Source organism: Pseudomonas simiae (assembly GCF_000934565.1).
Taxonomy (GTDB): Bacteria; Pseudomonadota; Gammaproteobacteria; order Pseudomonadales; family Pseudomonadaceae; genus Aquipseudomonas; species Aquipseudomonas simiae.
This window is the reverse complement of the sequence record NZ_CP010896.1, coordinates 2,382,517-2,397,244: the sequence shown is the minus strand read 5'-3', so window position 1 is coordinate 2,397,244 and position 14,728 is coordinate 2,382,517. Positions and strand designations below refer to the sequence as shown.

Genomic DNA, 14,728 nt, shown 5'->3' with positions numbered 1-14,728 from the left:
TGCGTCTATCCAAACACCCATTGCCCAATCAGCCAGGCATTCGCCCCACTGATCAGCGCAAACAGAAACCACGCCAGCAAGCGTGTCGGCAGCCGATTCACGAACGGCCCCATCAGCTGTTTGTCGCCGGTCATGCGAATCAACGGATACAGCGCAAACGGCAACTGCAGGCTGAGCACCACCTGGCTGAGGATCAGCAATTTGCCAATGGCATCGTCGCCCATCAGCCATACCCCCAGGAACGCGGGGATCAACGCCAGCCCACGGGTGATCAAACGCCGTTGCCAGCAAGGAATACGCAGGTTGAGGTAGCCCTCCATGATCACCTGCCCGGCGATGGTGCCGGTAAAGGTGGAACTCTGCCCAGAGGCCAGCAAGGCAATGCCAAACAGGATGCTGGCGAAGGCACCGCCGACCAATGGATCAAGCAGGTGATAGGCATCCTGGATCTCGACCACGTCGGTGTGGCCGGTCTTGTGGAAGGCTGCGGCGGCGAGCACCAGAATCGCGGCGTTGACCAACAAGGCCAGGGCCAACGAGCCAATGGTGTCGATACGCGCCAACTTGACCGCGTCCTGTTTGCTGGCCAGATCCTTGCCAATCAGGCGAGTTTGCACAATGGAGCTGTGCAGGTAGAGGTTATGCGGCATCACCGTGGCACCGAGGATGCCGATGGCCAGGTACAGCGGTGCAGCATCGCTGATGGCCGACAGTGACGGAGTAAAACCGCTGAACACGTCAGGCCAGTACGGTTTGATCAATACCAGTTCGATGAAGAAACACACGCCGATCGTCGCTACCAGTGCCAGCATGATCGCTTCCAGACGACGGAAACCCCGGTTCTGCAGGGCCAGGATCAGCAGCGTGTCGAAGGCAGTAATGACAATGCCGGTGGTCAGCGACACCCCCAGCAGCAAGTGGAATGCCAGGGCACAGCCCAGCACTTCGGCAAGGTCGGTGGCGACGATGGAGATTTCCGCCAACACCCACTGGGTGCGTGCAGACCGCCTGCTGTAGCGCTCGCGGCATAGCTGCGCCAGGTCCTTGCCGGTGGCGATGCCCAGCCGCGAGCACAGGCACTGCACCGCCATCCCCGCCAGGCTGGCCAGCAGCACCACGAACAACAGGTTATAACCGTAGCGTGAGCCCGCCTCGATGGCCGTGGCCCAGTTGCCGGGGTCCATGTAGCCAATAGAGATCAGCAGGCCTGGGCCGGCGAACATCAGCGCGCGCTTGAAAAACGAAGCCTTGGGATCAACGGCAACGGAACCGGCCACTTCCGGCGGGCAAAATGGGGCAGTAGCGATTTTTGGCAGGCTGAATTTCACGCGGTATCCCAGGCAAACACTCTCGATAGAGGCGCAGCTTATCAGTCGGACGCGACGGTGCGCATCACCGTGTCCCGCGGCAGGTCGAACGCTTCGACCACTTGCACCACCAGGTCCATCTCCTGGTTCAGCGCTTCACGCTCCATGCGCTGGCGAATCACGCCGACCACCAGCACCGCCAGCGTGGTGATCGAATACGCCGGGCCGGAAAACGCGCGCACGCCGCTGACCAATAGCATCGCCGCCGCCACCGCCTGCCCCACCACCGGAATCGCCGTGGCCGCACCGCGACGCAGGATAAACCCGGTCAGCCCGGCCAGCGCCGTACCGCTCAACGCGGTGGTGGCCGACCGGCCTACGTCAAAACGACTGAACAGCCCCTGCTCCTTTTGCGCGGCGGCCTTGAGTTCGGCGTCGAATACCTGCCGATCCGCGCTGCTGAGCTTGTCTTTGTACTGTTCGATGAGTTTTTCGGCGACCTCGGTTTCAAGATCGGCCAGCGCGACACTATCAAGAGGCTCATCGAACTTGATCCCCAGCCGCTGCACCACATCTTCAGCGATCTGGCGGTAACTCACGCCATGGCCTCGGGCCAGGTTCATAAAGGTATCGCCGCCCATGCGCTGCAACTCAATGGCCAGCTTGAGCGGCTCGCGCGCAGTGGCGTCTATGGATGCACTGCGTTTTTGCGCCATCAGTTCGGCGAGGAATTTCAACTCTTCAGGTCGCGCCTGTACCAACGCCGGGAACAACTCCGCGTCCTCTTCGGCAAAACGCACTTCAGCGCTGCGCTGGTCGGAGCGGATCATGCCGCGTCGCTCGTGCAGCAGGTCGGTGTACTGCACCACCGTCTGCAACTGCGGCCAATAGGCGGCGTGATCGAAGGTCGCCAGGTGCACGTTGGTGACCTTGGCCTTGAGCGCCGGCGTCACCGGGATCGCATAGCGACCGATGCAACGCTCAGTATCCGGTTTCAGCGCCAGCGCCCAGTCTTTGCTGGAGTGGCAGTTGATCACACGCCCGTTGAGCGGCGCTGATACATCATCCCACGGGCTCGACGTACAGATTGCCCCGCCCATCAACAGCAGATTGTCCAATGGCAGTTCGCGGGCGGTGTCGGGGCTGGCGAGCAGGCTCTTGACCAGAATGCGTGCGCCAAGGGAATGGCCGATCAGGTTGATACGCCGGACTGCCAGGGACTCGCTGTGCAGGTAGTGAGCCAGTTCCGGCAGCAGGCTCCTGGCGACCTCGTCCACACGGGCCTCGACGCTTTTGTAGTGGTCGAGGAAATACGCAATCGCCTTGCCCAACCCGACAGTCGCCGCGCCCAGGCTGCCGCCGCCGAGCATCGCGCCGATCACATCCTTGAACGGTGCAAACAGGTTCTCCAGGAAATGCCCCGCCGGCCAGAACAACATCAGGTTGGTGGAGCCTTCGATACCCGCCAACTGTGCCTTGAAGCTGCCCAGTTGTTGCCGGTTGAAGAACGCCGAATAGCCGTGGACATAGAGATTAAGCACATCGCCCTGAGGCTCACCGCACATCAGGAACGTGGGCTTGCGGGTGCGGTGCATTTCATCCCACTGGTGTTGCATGGGCCGGTGACTCCGGGTGACAAGGGACGGCGATAGTAACAAAGGCCACGGCTCAACGTCGTACCGCTGGGGGAAAAGGCACCACGTTGGCCCCCCCTTTCTTTCAGAAGATGGAAGCAGCCTTGGACTTGGCCAGGTAACGCGCCGGTGAATCGCCCAGGTTACGGCGAAACACCGAGGTGAACGCGCTGGAGCTGCTGAACCCCAACTCGAACGCCACATCGGTAATGGACGAGCCATGACTGAGCCGCGCCGTCGCTTCCAACAGGCACACCTGCTGGCGCCATGACACAAAGGTCATGCCGGTGCATTCACGGAAGTTACGGGTAAAGGTGCGCCGGCTCATGCTCGACCAGTCGGCCATCTCGCAGATGGAAATTTTCTGCGTCGGTGCCTCAAGGAAACGCTGACAAGAACGGGCCAGCCGCGCTTCGGAGGGCAATGGCGCACTGAGGGGCAACTCGGGCATGGCGCCGATTTCATCGATCAGCAGGGTCAGCACACACCGATCGCGCACGCTCGGCGACGCCGATGGCCCAATCGCCAGCGCCGCCTCCAATAGATGGCGCAACAGCGGCGAGACACCAAACACCTGGCAATAGTCCTGCAACCCGGCGCGTTGGGCCGCGTCGTCATTCAGGTAGGTATTGAGCATCACCACGTCGCCGCGCATGTGCATCTCATGGGATATCCCGCCCGGCACCCAAATGGCGCGCTGCGGCGGCACGACCCAATTGCCGAGGTCAGTGAACATTTTCAACGCGCCGGTGGACGCATAGGCGAACTGCCCGCGCCGGTGGGTATGCCGTGGAAACACCGTACCGGACGGGTACTCGCGCAGCGTCACCACCGCTTCGGGGCTATCGGGTTCATAAGGAGAAAAACTGAAGGTCGGTGGCATGGCCCAATTTTGTCAAAGTATGACCTGACATAGCAAGCGGGCCATCACTCTGCCACCTAGAATCGTCGCTCCCCAAGTTGGGTTCATATCGAAGGGATATTCGGAAAATGAGTGGCAAAAACTACTTGGACGTAAGCGTAGACGGCGCCGTTTTGATGGTGGGTCTCAACCGCCCGCAGAAGCGAAACGCGATGTCTCTGGAAGTGATGCACGAACTGCGCGATACCTTCACCAACATACCCGACGGCATTGGTGCCGCCGTGCTCTACAGCACCAGCCAGCATTTCTGCACGGGGTTGGACCTGTCGGAAATCCGCGACCAATCGGTCATCGATAACGTCCAGGCCTTCCGCGAATGGCACAAGACCTTCGAACTGATCCAGTTTGGCAAGGTGCCCGTGGTAGCCGCCATTACCGGTGCCGCCATCGGTGGCGGCCTGGAAATCGCCACCGCCTGCAGCTTGCGCGTGGTGGATGACAGCGCCTTCTTCTCGCTGCCCGAAGCCATGCGTGGCCTGTATGTCGGCGTCGGCGCCTCGGTACGCTTCCCACGTATCGCCGGCATCGCCCTGATGACCGACATGATGCTCACTGGCCGCACGCTCTACGCCAAGGAAAGCTATGAACGCGGCGTGGCCCAGTACCTGGTGCCGGTCGGCCAGGCGTTACTCAAGGCCACCGAGTTGGCACACAAGATCGCCGGCAACCTGCCCATGACCAACTACGCGGTGACCCATGTGTTGCCACGCATTGTCGATCAGAGCCAGCAGGACGGCCTGATGACGGAAGCCTTGATCGCCGCCGTGGTGTCTTCCGACATCCGCACACAGGATCGCCTGGCCGACTTCCTGGATCGCAAGAAGGACAAGATCCAGACCGCGCCAGCGGTGTAACTCCCGGTCGTTAACGTTGCCGGGCACACCTCGGCAAACCATGGATGGCCGTCACAACTCACTATTAACCCGGTGAAACCATGTTTCAGCACAGCACTCAAGACGATCTTTATCGCAGCAATGACGCGACCGATGAACGATTGATCAAAATCGAACGCAGCTGGCATAAACGCGCACAGATCAAGCTCGATTCCCAACGCCCGGATATCCAGCTGGACCTGCAGGCGCCGGACTTTCTCGAGGCCCTGTTACCTTTCGCCCATGACCCGCATTACCAGGCTTACCCCCATGCCCTGAAGCTGCTGATCCTGTCGGCCGGCTGGGTGATCTACAACCAGAAAACCATCGCCATCGAAACCGAGATCATTTGCCCGTCCTGCATCGACCTGCTGCAGCTGGGCTCGCGCCTGAGCTCCGCCAGCGCCGCGACGATTTCTGAAACCCTGGCGGATGAGGCTTATCACACGCTGTTTTCGATCAACATGTGTGAGCTGGCGATCACCCAACGCGGCATGCGCATCAAATGGCCGGAGCTGGAACTGACCCGCCACCTGAGCCAGGCCCAGGCCACCTTGTCCGAGGCGGATTTCAAGATCTATCGCCTGGCCTTCTCGCTGGTCTCGGAGACATTCATCAGCGACTACCTGGCCGACCTCAGCAACGCGCCGGACATCCAGCCGGTGTTCCGCCATGTGGTAGCCCTGCACAAAAAAGACGAACTGGTGCACAAGCACATCTTTCCGCTGTTCGTGCAGCAGGTCGTCGGTGGCTTCACCGCGCAGCAAACCGCCTTGTTCACCCGCGGCATCGCCAACTCCATCCGGATCTTCCCGATGCGCGAGATTTCAGCGTGGCGAATCATCCTGCCGCAACTGCTCGAAGTATTCGGCGATCCATCGCTGCTGCTACCGACTCAATTTACCGAGACCGGCGAAGCGGACTACTCGGCCATGCCCGAGATCCTCAGCTCCATCGGCATACACCCCGAAGTGGTGCTGCCCGAGTTGCAGGTGATGAACGAACCGGTCACCACCGTTTGAAACCAGCGTGCTGCTGATCACTACAAATTCAATAGAGTAATTGTCATGTGTGGATACATTGGCGTCTTTGCCAAACAACCTCGTGCGTTCAACCCGAACATGTTCGATGCCGCCCTGCGTGCCATCCATCATCGCGGCCCGGACAGCTCCAGCCAATGGTTCGACCCCAAGGGCCAAGCGGCCTTTGGTTACGTACGCCTGGGCCTGGTCGGCCTGGGTAACGGCACCCAGCCTATCGTTGCCGACGAAGGCGACCTGGTGATGATGGTCAACGGCGAGTTCTATGACTATCAACGCATCCGCACCGAGCTGGAAGGCTACGGTTGCCGCTTCAAGACCTCGTCCGACAGCGAGATCGCCATGCACTTGTACCGCCGCCATGGCGTGCGTGGCCTCAAACAACTGCGCGGCGAGTTCACCATCCTGATATTCGATCGCTTGCGCAAAAAGCTGTTTGCCGTGCGCGACCGGGTGGGCGTCAAGCCGCTGTACTACACCGAACATGAAGGTGCCTGGTACTTCGCGTCCGAGATCAAAGCCTTGCTTGCAGCCGGCGTGCCGGCACAGTGGGACCACGAAGCCTACGCCAATCGCGGCTTTATCCTGCGCGACCGTACCGTGTTCAACAACATCCGCAGCGTGAAACCGGGTTGCTGGATTATCGCCGACGAAAGCGGCCTGCAGACCGAACAGTACTGGGACTGGGACTTCCCGGATGCCGAGGCGACCGAACAGCGCAGCGAAGCCGAGATGATCGAGTCCCTGCGCAACACCATCGAGGAGTCCGTACGCCTGCGCCTGCACGCCGATGTGCCGGTGGGCGTGTGCCTTAGCGGCGGCCTCGATTCGTCGGCCATGCTGGGCATCGCCACCGAGTTGACCGGCCAATCTTTGCAGGCGTTCCACTTGTCTTTCGAGGGCGAGCAAGCCTACGACGAACGCCAGTACGCCGAAGTGGCCGCCCGGCATAACCGTGCCCACCTCAACGTGCTGTCGGTGAACTCTTCCGACATGGCGGACAACTTCGAAAATGCCCTTTGGCACGCCGAAATGCCCTTCGCCAACGCTCACAGCGTGGCCAAGTACCTGCTGTGCAAATACGTGCAGAACCAGGGCATGCGCGCCGTACTGACCGGTGAAGGCGCCGACGAAGTCTTCGGCGGCTACCCGCATTATCGTCGCGACATGGTGCTGTACAACCATGAAAACCAGGACCCGTCGGCGATTGCCGAACTCAGCCGACGCCTGCACGCCAGTGAAGACCGCTACCTGCCTGGCGGCAAGAATGACGTGAAATGGGTACAGGACGAACTGGGCCACGGCGTGTCCTGGCTGCAAACTCAATCGGCGTTGTTCGGCCCCCTGGCGCAGCTGTACAGCGACGATTTCCGTGAGCGTTTCAGCCATACCGATGCCTATCGCGAGTTCTACGACCGTCTGAGCCCACGGGCACTCAACGGCTGGGAGCCGGTGAACCGCTCGTTGTACATGGTCGCCAAGTCCAGCCTGCCCAACGTGGTGCTCACCTCCCTGGGTGACCGCATGGAAATGGCCGGCAGCCTGGAAGGCCGCCCACCGCTGCTCGATCACCAAGTGATCGAGGCCGCGTGCCGCCTGCCGGTGAACATGAAAGTACGCGGCGCCACCGAAAAGTACGCCCTGCGCGAAGCCATGCGCCCTTACGTGCCCCAGGCTGTGCTGGATCGCAAGAAGCAGTACTTCCGCGCGCCACCGGCGTCCGAAAGCCCGCAATCGAAGCTGTATGAAATGATCAACGATGTGTTGAGCGGCCCGGCATTGAATAACGTGCCGTTCTTCGATCCGCGTAAAGTGCGCGCGTTGCTGGCAACCCTGCCAAGCTTGTCCACCGCCCAACGCGCCTCGGCAGACAACCTGCTGATGGAAATCGCCGGGCTGTGCCTGATGCAAAAACGCTTCGCCTTGAACTGACTTCCCGGCGGCACATCGCGATCGCGCTGTGCCGCCTGACCCAAGGAGGGTCCATGCTGAAAAAACATTTGTTTCTGGCCGTGCTCGTTACCCTGGTGTGGGGGGTCAACTTCCCGATCACCAAACTGGGCCTGCGCGCCATCGATCCGTTTGTACTCACGGGCATCCGCTTTGCCCTCGCCGCCCTGCCCCTGGTGTTCTTTATCAAACGCCCCGCCGTCAAGTTCAGCTACGTGGCCGCCTACGGCTTTATCTTCGGGCTGGGCATGTGGGGCGTGATCAACTACGGCATCCAGGTGGGCGTGAGTCCCGGTATTGCGTCGTTGATCATTCAGCTCAGCGTGTTCTTCACCATGGGCTGGGGCTTTGTGCTGTTCAAGGAGAAAATCCGTGGTGCGCAGATGATCGGCGCCGTGCTGGCCTTGATTGGCCTGGCCGGGATCATCTCCACTCAGGAAGGCAACCATGCGGTGCTGGGCGTCCTGCTGATCGTACTCAGTGCGGTGGCCTGGAGCGTAGGCAACGTGATCATCAAGAAATCCGGGGTCAAGGAGATCTTCTCGTTCATGGTCTGGGCCAGCCTGATCCCGCCGATCCCGCTGTTCCTCACCGCCTGGCTGATGCACGGCAGCGCGGCATTCGAAGGTTTGCAAAGCAGCCTCGACCTGACGGCGATCCTCTCGATCCTGTTCCAGGTCTACTTGGCCACGCACTTTGCCTACTGGGGCTGGAACTCGCTGCTCAAGCTGTACCCGGTGTCCACCGTGGCGCCGCTGTCGTTGCTGATTCCGGTGTTCGGTATCACCAGTTCGATGCTGATCCTCGACGAGCGCATTTCCACACCGAACCTGATCTCGATCGGGATCATCATTGTTGGCCTGGCGGTGGGCCTGTACCGCAGGCCAGTCAATCTCGCGCCCGTGGAACCGCAGCCGATTGCCCACATGGATAGATAGTCATGGCATGAATTCAGGATTTTGTTCGCGTATGGGCTGCGCGAGCACCTGCATGACTCGCCGGCGATAAAAGTCGCTCATCGCGTGCAAACCTCAGGCCACGGGGGCTGGGACGATGAGTTCCAGATCCCCGACGCCCTGGCCGGCGAGCAGCATTGCCTTGAGGTCAGGCGTTCGCGACCGCGTTCAGCAGGCAAAATTGTCGATCTTGACCTGACCATCGGGAAACGTCGCAATGATTTCCAGCTCGCCGCCCATCGCACGGATATAGTCGCGCAACGTGCTGATGTACATGTCGGTGCGCCGCTCCATCTTGGAGACGGCGGCCTGGTTGATATTCAATGCCTAGGCCAGACTTTGCTGGCTCAACTGCTGAGCTTTGCGCAGCTCATGCAGAGGCATTTCCTGCAGATGTTGCTGGACCAGCTGCTGCGCTTCAGCACGCGCCTGCGGCGTCATGCGAGCTTGAAGTTCAGCGAATTGCTTCGCCATGGGTACGGCCCTCTTTACGCAATGCTTCCAAATGCACGTCATACAGCTTTTCAGCCACAGGGACGTGCTCCTCATACCACCGGTGCCGAATTCATCCGTGTACTCAATGTTCCAACCCATGAAAATATTCCACCCAGGGAATATAAACTCAAGAGCCTAAAACTAGAAGATGAAGTGGCCTGGCTTCCACTCGCAGGGGTCGGCAAATTGTTTGTACATCCTTCAGCAACGACCCCAGTGCGCTCAGTCCCTTGTAAAAACGTTGCTCCATCACACGCATACGCGGCAAAAACACAATTATCGAAATGTAAAAGGCGCTCTAATACCCGTCTGTTGATTGGCTTTGAAGATCCTGGAGTTCCTAATGCCCCATGAAGGCAACCTGTTACAAGCAGCCGTGGTGTTCCTGCTCGCCGCCGTGTTGACCGTGCCCCTGGCCAAACGCCTGCAATTGGGCGCGGTGCTGGGCTATCTGTTCGCCGGCGTGATCATCGGCCCGTCGGTGCTGGGCCTGATCGGCAACCCGCAAAGCGTCGCGCAGTTCTCCGAGCTGGGCGTGGTCTTGCTGCTGTTCATCATCGGTCTGGAATTGTCGCCCAAGCGTTTATGGGTGATGCGCAAGGCCGTGTTCGGCGTAGGTCTGGCGCAGGTGCTGCTCACGGGTCTGGTGATGGGCGCGGTGGCGTTGTGGCTGTTCGGCCAGTCGTGGAACAGTGCGATCGTGCTCGGTCTGGGCCTGGCCTTGTCATCTACCGCGTTTGGCCTGCAAAGCCTGGCCGAGCGCAAGGAGCTGAACCAGCCGCATGGCCGCCTGGCCTTTGCGATTCTGCTGTTCCAGGACATCGCCGCGATCCCGCTGATCGCCATGGTGCCGTTGCTGGCCGGCAGCGATCACCCGACCACCGAAGCCCAGGGCCTGCAGCATGTGTTGCAGATTCTCGGCAGTATTGCGGTGGTGATCATCGGCGGACGCTACCTGTTGCGGCCAGTGTTTCGCGTCGTCGCCAAGACCGGCCTGCGCGAAGTGTCCACCGCCACCGCACTGTTGGTGGTAATCGGCACCGCCTGGTTGATGGAACTGGTGGGCGTGTCCATGGCCCTCGGCGCATTCCTCGCCGGCCTGCTGCTGGCGGACTCGGAATACCGCCACGAACTGGAATCCCAGATCGAACCGTTCAAGGGCCTGCTGCTGGGTCTGTTCTTCATCAGCGTGGGCATGGGCGCCAACCTCAGCCTGCTGCTCAGCTCACCGCTGGTGGTGATCGGCCTGACGCTGCTGCTGATCGGTTTGAAACTGCCGCTGCTGTATGCCGTGGGCCGCATGGTGGGTGATCTCAATCGCGAGAGCGCCCTGCGCCTGGGCGTGGTGCTCGCAGCGGGCGGTGAGTTCGCCTTCGTGGTGTTCAAGATAGGCCGCGACCAGGGCCTGTTCGAACCGCACCTTTACGACATCCTGGTGCTGACCATCACCCTGTCCATGGCGGTGACGCCGTTGCTGCTGTTGGTGTGCCCGAAGCTGTTCAAGCCCAAGGTCAAACCAGTGGAAATCCCCGAGGCGTACCGCACCATCGAAAGCGACGCGCCCCGTGTGGTCATCGCCGGCATGGGCCGTATGGGCCAGATCGTGGCGCGGATCCTGCGAGCTCAGAACATCTCGTTCATTGCCCTGGACACGTCGGTGGAAACCATCGAACTGACCCGCAGTTTCGGCGGCATGCCGGTATTTTATGGCGACCCGCAGCGCCCAGAGATCCTGCACGCCGCCAAGGTCGACCAGGCGGAATTCTTCGTGATCGCCATGGACGACCCGGAGATCAACATCAAGACCGCCGAGCTGGTGCGCAATCTCTACCCGCACATGAAAATCATCGCCCGCGCGCGTAACCGCCAGCACGTGCACCGCCTGGTGGACCTGGACGCATCGCCGATTCGCGAGACCTTCTACTCCAGCCTGGAAATGAGCCGTCGCACCCTGGTCGGCCTCGGATTGAGCCAGGCCCAGGCCGATGCGCGCATCACCCGCTTCAAGAACCACGACCTGCAAGTGCTGGCCGCGCAACACGCGGTGTACGACGACGCCGCCAAAGTCATGCAAACCGCCCAGGAAGCCCGGACAGAACTGGCGCGATTGTTTGAGATGGACCGACTTGAGGAAGAGTCCGACAAGGTGTGAGGCTATGGATGAACGATTTTGCGAAATTTCTGACAGAATACGGCGCAATTTCGTTCATCCCCGGAGCGCTTCATGGCCACTTTCACCAAGACCGCCGTCCTGCTGGCCCTCGCGCTGACCGCCGGCAGCGTATTCGCCGCTTCCAAGCCGACCACGCAAACCATCTCCACCTTGGGTGGCAAGTTCACCTTCAAACTGCCCAAGGCCTACGTCGCCGACACCCTGCCGGCCGGCAAGGCCGAGGATGGCACCGCCGACACCCAGGGCACGATGTATGCGAACCAGACCACGAAAAGTGTGGTGATCGTCGCCGAAACCGTGCGTAACGATGGGGTAACCATCGGCGACAACGACGCGCCATTCCTGGATGGCGCTGTGGCCGGGTTCGTCAAGGACCAGAGCGCTGCGCTGCCTGACTTCAAGAAACAGAGCGAGAAGAAACTGACGTTCAAAGGCCTGGGCCTGCGCCAGGTAGACAGCACCGCCACCCAGGGCGGCGGCAAGACGCTGAACTCCACGTTCCTGGGTGGTTCGGGCAACCACCTGCTGGTGATCCAGGCTATTTCACGGGCGGATGACGCCAAGGGGCATGCGGCGTTGGTCAAACAGATTACCGGCGGCAAATAACCTTTCGACGGTCAGTGCAGGCTTTTTTCCAACCAGGCTTTCAGGTCCTGCACTTCCGTCTCGCTGATGGTATGCGGCATGCCGGGGTACCCATGGAACTCCGGCTTTAACCCCAACCCGGTCAGCACCTCATTCGCCCGTGTCGCTGACACATACGGCAAAGCCTGGTCCAACGTGCCATGGCCGATAAAGATCGCCAGTTTGCCCAGTGACGCGTTCGGCTTCAGCTCAGCCTTGAGCACCGGCAACACGCTGCCACTCAACGCCGCAATGCCGCGCAGCAGTTCCGGCCGGCGCAGGCCCACCTCGTAGGACATGATCGCACCCTGGCTGAAGCCCACCAGGAACACCCGATCCGGTTGCGTGTGGTACTTGGCGGTGGCTTTGCCGACAAAGTCTTCGATCAGCTTGGCGCTGCGCTGCAGGTCAGCGGTTTCGCCATCGTAATCACCGTCGCCGGGTGTCTTGGTAAACCAGCGATAACCGTGCGGGTCCACTGGCATCGGCGCACGGGCCGACAAGTAGGTCCAGGTGGACGGCAGCGCGTCCTTGATGCCGAACAGGTCCTCCTCGTTACTGCCAAATCCATGCAGGAAAATCACCAGAGGCTGGTTACGCGCATCGCCCTGGGCCTGTTCCAGGTACGACAAAGGCAAGTCGGTGTGCAATACATCGTCGGCATGGGCGGTGCCGACTACCAGCGTCAGCGCCAGGGCGAAGCGTTTGAGCATGGGACGTTACCTCAGGGTTTGCGTAACAGATAGGTGTCCATGATCCAGCCATTTTGCAGGCGCGCCGCCTTGCGCACCCGTTCGATTTCTTGCGCTACCTCACTGACTTTGCCGCTGATCAGGATCTCATCCGGCGTGCCCAGGTAGGCCCCCCAATAGATATCCAGGTCCTGATCCGCCAGGGTGCGGTAGGAGTCTTCGGCGTCGAGCATCACGACCAGCGTGTCGGCATCACTCGCCTGCCCCGCCGCCAAACGGCGCCCGGTGGTGATCTCAACGGACTTGCCAATTCGGTTCAACGGCACTTTGTGCTGGGCTGCCAGGGCTTGCACGCTGGTGATGCCAGGGATCACTTCGAACTCGAACTCACTGCGGCCGCTGGCGAGAATCGCCTGCAGAATGCGGATGGTGCTGTCATACAACGCAGGGTCGCCCCACGCGAGGAAAGCGCCCACTTCACCGTCAGCCATTTCTTCGTTGATCATGCGTTCGAACGTCTGCTGCTTGTCGCGGTTGAGGTCCTGCACGGCGGTGGTGTAGTCGATATCGCCGCGCACACGCTCGGGGCAATCGGCCTCGACGAAACGGTAGCCAGGCTCGGTGATATAGGTCTCGCAGATTTCGCGACGCAGGTCGATCAACTTGTCTTTGCTCTGGCCCTTGTCCATCAGGAAAAACACGTCGGTGCGATTGAGCGCCTTCACGGCCTGCATCGTGATGTAGTCAGGGTTGCCGGCGCCAATGCCGATGATCAGGATGCGTTTCATGGGTTGCTCTCATTGCGGGGCGTGGATTTTGCCATGTTCAGGCGGCTAGGCGTGAGTTTCCAGGCGCAGGCGCCACACGTCGTTGAAGCGCAGTTCAGTGGCAGACAGCGGTTCGACATCGATCAGGTAGAACATCGAAATGGGAAACCCCAGGGCGTAGAACATTGCGGCACGGATCACAAAGGGGTGGGTGACAGCGACGATATGGCCGGGTTGGGTTTCCAGGGACTTCATCCATTGCCCTACCCGTGTGCACACCTGGTCCACCGATTCGCCACCATGGGATGTGCTGGCGCTGTTGCCCTGCCAATCCATCAGCTCCTCACGGTCGATATCATCGATGTCCTTACCTTTCCAACGACCCAAGTCGCCATCACGCAAGGCGTTATCCACCTGGGGATTGCGACCGAACAAGCCTGCTGTCTGGCGGGTACGCGCCTCTGGGCCGCAGACCAGGCGCAGGCTTTTCTTATAGCGGCCGGCAAGGGACAGGCCCGCATGTTGCCAGTCCATCGCAACGGACTCGTTATCGGGGAAGCTGCCCTTTTTTTGCTGTGGCGTCACGGCATGACAAATAAGTGTCAAACGAGTGGCCTGCATCACAGGTTTCCTGAAGGATAGGGATGAGGCCAGCAAGATTGGAGCAGTTAGCGCAGGGACGCAACGCCCTGTGCCAGATAGAGCACCTGGTAACCCCTACCTGGGTGCTCCGTATCCAATGCCTTGGCCGACAACGTAATACGCACCAAACGCCACGCTTGCACATCCAGCGCCAGGAACACCGCAAAGGTGTCGCTGTTGTCAGCCAGCTGCCGATTGCGCTGCTTCTCCTCGGCCAGCACCGCCGCCCTGTCCGCTCCCGGCGCCAGCGGCCACTCCTCGCGATACAAGCTCAACGCACCCTGCGCCGGGCCACGTTGCACATCCAGCGGTAACCAACTCTCAATGTGCGGCCGACCAAAGCTATCGAGCACCTTCTGAAAACGCTCGCCGAGTAAAAAGTCAGCGGCCTGCAACGGGTCTGCCCACAGGTACACCGACGAATACACATTGCCGCCGTGCTCCTGGGCGATAAATGCCTTGAACAGCAACCCCTCGGCGTGATCCCACAACGGCCCCAGTTGCGCGGCGCGGCGGCGAATCACGCCCATGTCGTAGTCAGCAGGCAAGCGGTGTGAATATTGTTTGGCAAACATGCGAAAACTCCTGTGCAAGATGAGGGATGAGCTTGCGCAGCGACGATCATTTCAACAAGATATCAGCCAATATAGGTGC

The 14,728-nt window shown here is 60.5% G+C and carries 13 protein-coding genes and 1 pseudogene; 6 read left to right on the top strand and 8 right to left on the bottom strand.

The annotated features are described in order from the left end of the window. Window positions 1-5: 5 nt before the first annotated feature. The 3 genes from PF1751_RS10915 to PF1751_RS10905 form a co-directional block, all read right to left on the bottom strand. Complete coding sequence (locus PF1751_RS10915) at window positions 6-1,328, bottom strand: Nramp family divalent metal transporter (protein ID WP_010211114.1); 1,323 nt, start codon at window positions 1,326-1,328, stop codon at window positions 6-8. A gap of 41 nt (window positions 1,329-1,369) precedes the next feature. Continuing rightward, a complete protein-coding gene (locus tag PF1751_RS10910) occupies window positions 1,370-2,923 on the bottom strand; it encodes a DUF726 domain-containing protein (protein ID WP_021493296.1) in 1,554 nt (517 codons plus the stop codon). A 103-nt stretch (window positions 2,924-3,026) separates the two neighbouring features. Then, complete coding sequence (locus PF1751_RS10905) at window positions 3,027-3,824, bottom strand: AraC family transcriptional regulator (RefSeq protein ID WP_010211116.1); 798 nt, start codon at window positions 3,822-3,824, stop codon at window positions 3,027-3,029. Window positions 3,825-3,931: 107 nt separating this feature from the next. On the opposite strand from PF1751_RS10905, the gene PF1751_RS10900 reads away from it, so the two are divergent. The 4 genes from PF1751_RS10900 (at window position 3,932) to PF1751_RS10885 (ending at window position 8,663) form a co-directional block, all read left to right on the top strand. Then, window positions 3,932-4,717 carry a crotonase/enoyl-CoA hydratase family protein gene (locus tag PF1751_RS10900; RefSeq protein ID WP_010211117.1) on the top strand — a complete coding sequence of 262 codons (786 nt, stop codon included), beginning with the start codon at window positions 3,932-3,934 and terminating at the stop codon, window positions 4,715-4,717. A gap of 80 nt (window positions 4,718-4,797) precedes the next feature. After that, window positions 4,798-5,757, top strand: coding sequence for a diiron oxygenase (locus tag PF1751_RS10895; RefSeq protein ID WP_010211118.1), 960 nt, complete (start codon window positions 4,798-4,800; stop codon window positions 5,755-5,757). A 45-nt stretch (window positions 5,758-5,802) separates the two neighbouring features. Further along, the gene (gene asnB / locus PF1751_RS10890) at window positions 5,803-7,707 is read left to right on the top strand and encodes an asparagine synthase (glutamine-hydrolyzing) (RefSeq protein ID WP_042571547.1); all 1,905 of its coding nucleotides are present in this window, start codon (window positions 5,803-5,805) and stop codon (window positions 7,705-7,707) included. A gap of 53 nt (window positions 7,708-7,760) precedes the next feature. Next, window positions 7,761-8,663 (top strand): amino acid metabolite efflux pump, encoded by a 903-nt coding sequence (locus PF1751_RS10885; RefSeq protein ID WP_010211120.1) that lies wholly within the window; start codon window positions 7,761-7,763, stop codon window positions 8,661-8,663. Between the two features lie 186 nt (window positions 8,664-8,849). On the opposite strand, the pseudogene PF1751_RS10880 reads toward PF1751_RS10885, so the two are convergent. Then, window positions 8,850-9,155 (bottom strand): annotated as a pseudogene (locus PF1751_RS10880) (XRE family transcriptional regulator). Window positions 9,156-9,519: 364 nt separating this feature from the next. Here PF1751_RS10880 and PF1751_RS10875 point away from each other — a divergent pair. Together PF1751_RS10875 and PF1751_RS10870 are read left to right on the top strand one after the other, a co-directional pair. Then, window positions 9,520-11,328 carry a monovalent cation:proton antiporter-2 (CPA2) family protein gene (locus PF1751_RS10875; protein ID WP_010211122.1) on the top strand — a complete coding sequence of 603 codons (1,809 nt, stop codon included), beginning with the start codon at window positions 9,520-9,522 and terminating at the stop codon, window positions 11,326-11,328. A gap of 72 nt (window positions 11,329-11,400) precedes the next feature. Further along, window positions 11,401-11,955: a DcrB/PsbP domain-containing protein gene (locus tag PF1751_RS10870; protein ID WP_010211123.1), complete on the top strand. Its 555-nt coding sequence runs from the start codon at window positions 11,401-11,403 to the stop codon at window positions 11,953-11,955. 11 nt (window positions 11,956-11,966) lie between these two features. Here PF1751_RS10870 and PF1751_RS10865 read toward each other — a convergent pair whose 3' ends face one another. The 4 genes from PF1751_RS10865 to PF1751_RS10850 are packed head-to-tail and all read right to left on the bottom strand — an operon-like array spanning window position 11,967 to window position 14,649. Further along, window positions 11,967-12,686, bottom strand: coding sequence for an alpha/beta hydrolase (locus PF1751_RS10865; protein ID WP_044287002.1), 720 nt, complete (start codon window positions 12,684-12,686; stop codon window positions 11,967-11,969). Between the two features lie 11 nt (window positions 12,687-12,697). Further along, complete coding sequence (cobF, locus tag PF1751_RS10860; RefSeq protein WP_010211126.1) at window positions 12,698-13,453, bottom strand: precorrin-6A synthase (deacetylating); 756 nt, start codon at window positions 13,451-13,453, stop codon at window positions 12,698-12,700. Window positions 13,454-13,498: 45 nt separating this feature from the next. Then, the gene (locus PF1751_RS10855; protein WP_029529167.1) at window positions 13,499-14,053 is read right to left on the bottom strand and encodes a histidine phosphatase family protein; all 555 of its coding nucleotides are present in this window, start codon (window positions 14,051-14,053) and stop codon (window positions 13,499-13,501) included. A 47-nt stretch (window positions 14,054-14,100) separates the two neighbouring features. Further along, window positions 14,101-14,649: a DUF4865 family protein gene (locus PF1751_RS10850; protein WP_021493299.1), complete on the bottom strand. Its 549-nt coding sequence runs from the start codon at window positions 14,647-14,649 to the stop codon at window positions 14,101-14,103. Window positions 14,650-14,728 lie beyond the last annotated feature (79 nt).

Coding starts and splice junctions, on each gene's coding strand:
- PF1751_RS10910 (WP_021493296.1), bottom strand. CDS start 2,923: ATGCAACACCAGTGGGATGAAATGCACCGCACCCGCAAGCCCACGTTC.
- PF1751_RS10905 (WP_010211116.1), bottom strand. CDS start 3,824: ATGCCACCGACCTTCAGTTTTTCTCCTTATGAACCCGATAGCCCCGAA.
- PF1751_RS10900 (WP_010211117.1), top strand. CDS start 3,932: ATGAGTGGCAAAAACTACTTGGACGTAAGCGTAGACGGCGCCGTTTTG.
- PF1751_RS10895 (WP_010211118.1), top strand. CDS start 4,798: ATGTTTCAGCACAGCACTCAAGACGATCTTTATCGCAGCAATGACGCG.
- asnB (WP_042571547.1), top strand. CDS start 5,803: ATGTGTGGATACATTGGCGTCTTTGCCAAACAACCTCGTGCGTTCAAC.
- PF1751_RS10885 (WP_010211120.1), top strand. CDS start 7,761: ATGCTGAAAAAACATTTGTTTCTGGCCGTGCTCGTTACCCTGGTGTGG.
- PF1751_RS10875 (WP_010211122.1), top strand. CDS start 9,520: ATGCCCCATGAAGGCAACCTGTTACAAGCAGCCGTGGTGTTCCTGCTC.
- PF1751_RS10870 (WP_010211123.1), top strand. CDS start 11,401: ATGGCCACTTTCACCAAGACCGCCGTCCTGCTGGCCCTCGCGCTGACC.
- PF1751_RS10865 (WP_044287002.1), bottom strand. CDS start 12,686: ATGCTCAAACGCTTCGCCCTGGCGCTGACGCTGGTAGTCGGCACCGCC.
- cobF (WP_010211126.1), bottom strand. CDS start 13,453: ATGAAACGCATCCTGATCATCGGCATTGGCGCCGGCAACCCTGACTAC.
- PF1751_RS10855 (WP_029529167.1), bottom strand. CDS start 14,053: ATGCAGGCCACTCGTTTGACACTTATTTGTCATGCCGTGACGCCACAG.
- PF1751_RS10850 (WP_021493299.1), bottom strand. CDS start 14,649: ATGTTTGCCAAACAATATTCACACCGCTTGCCTGCTGACTACGACATG.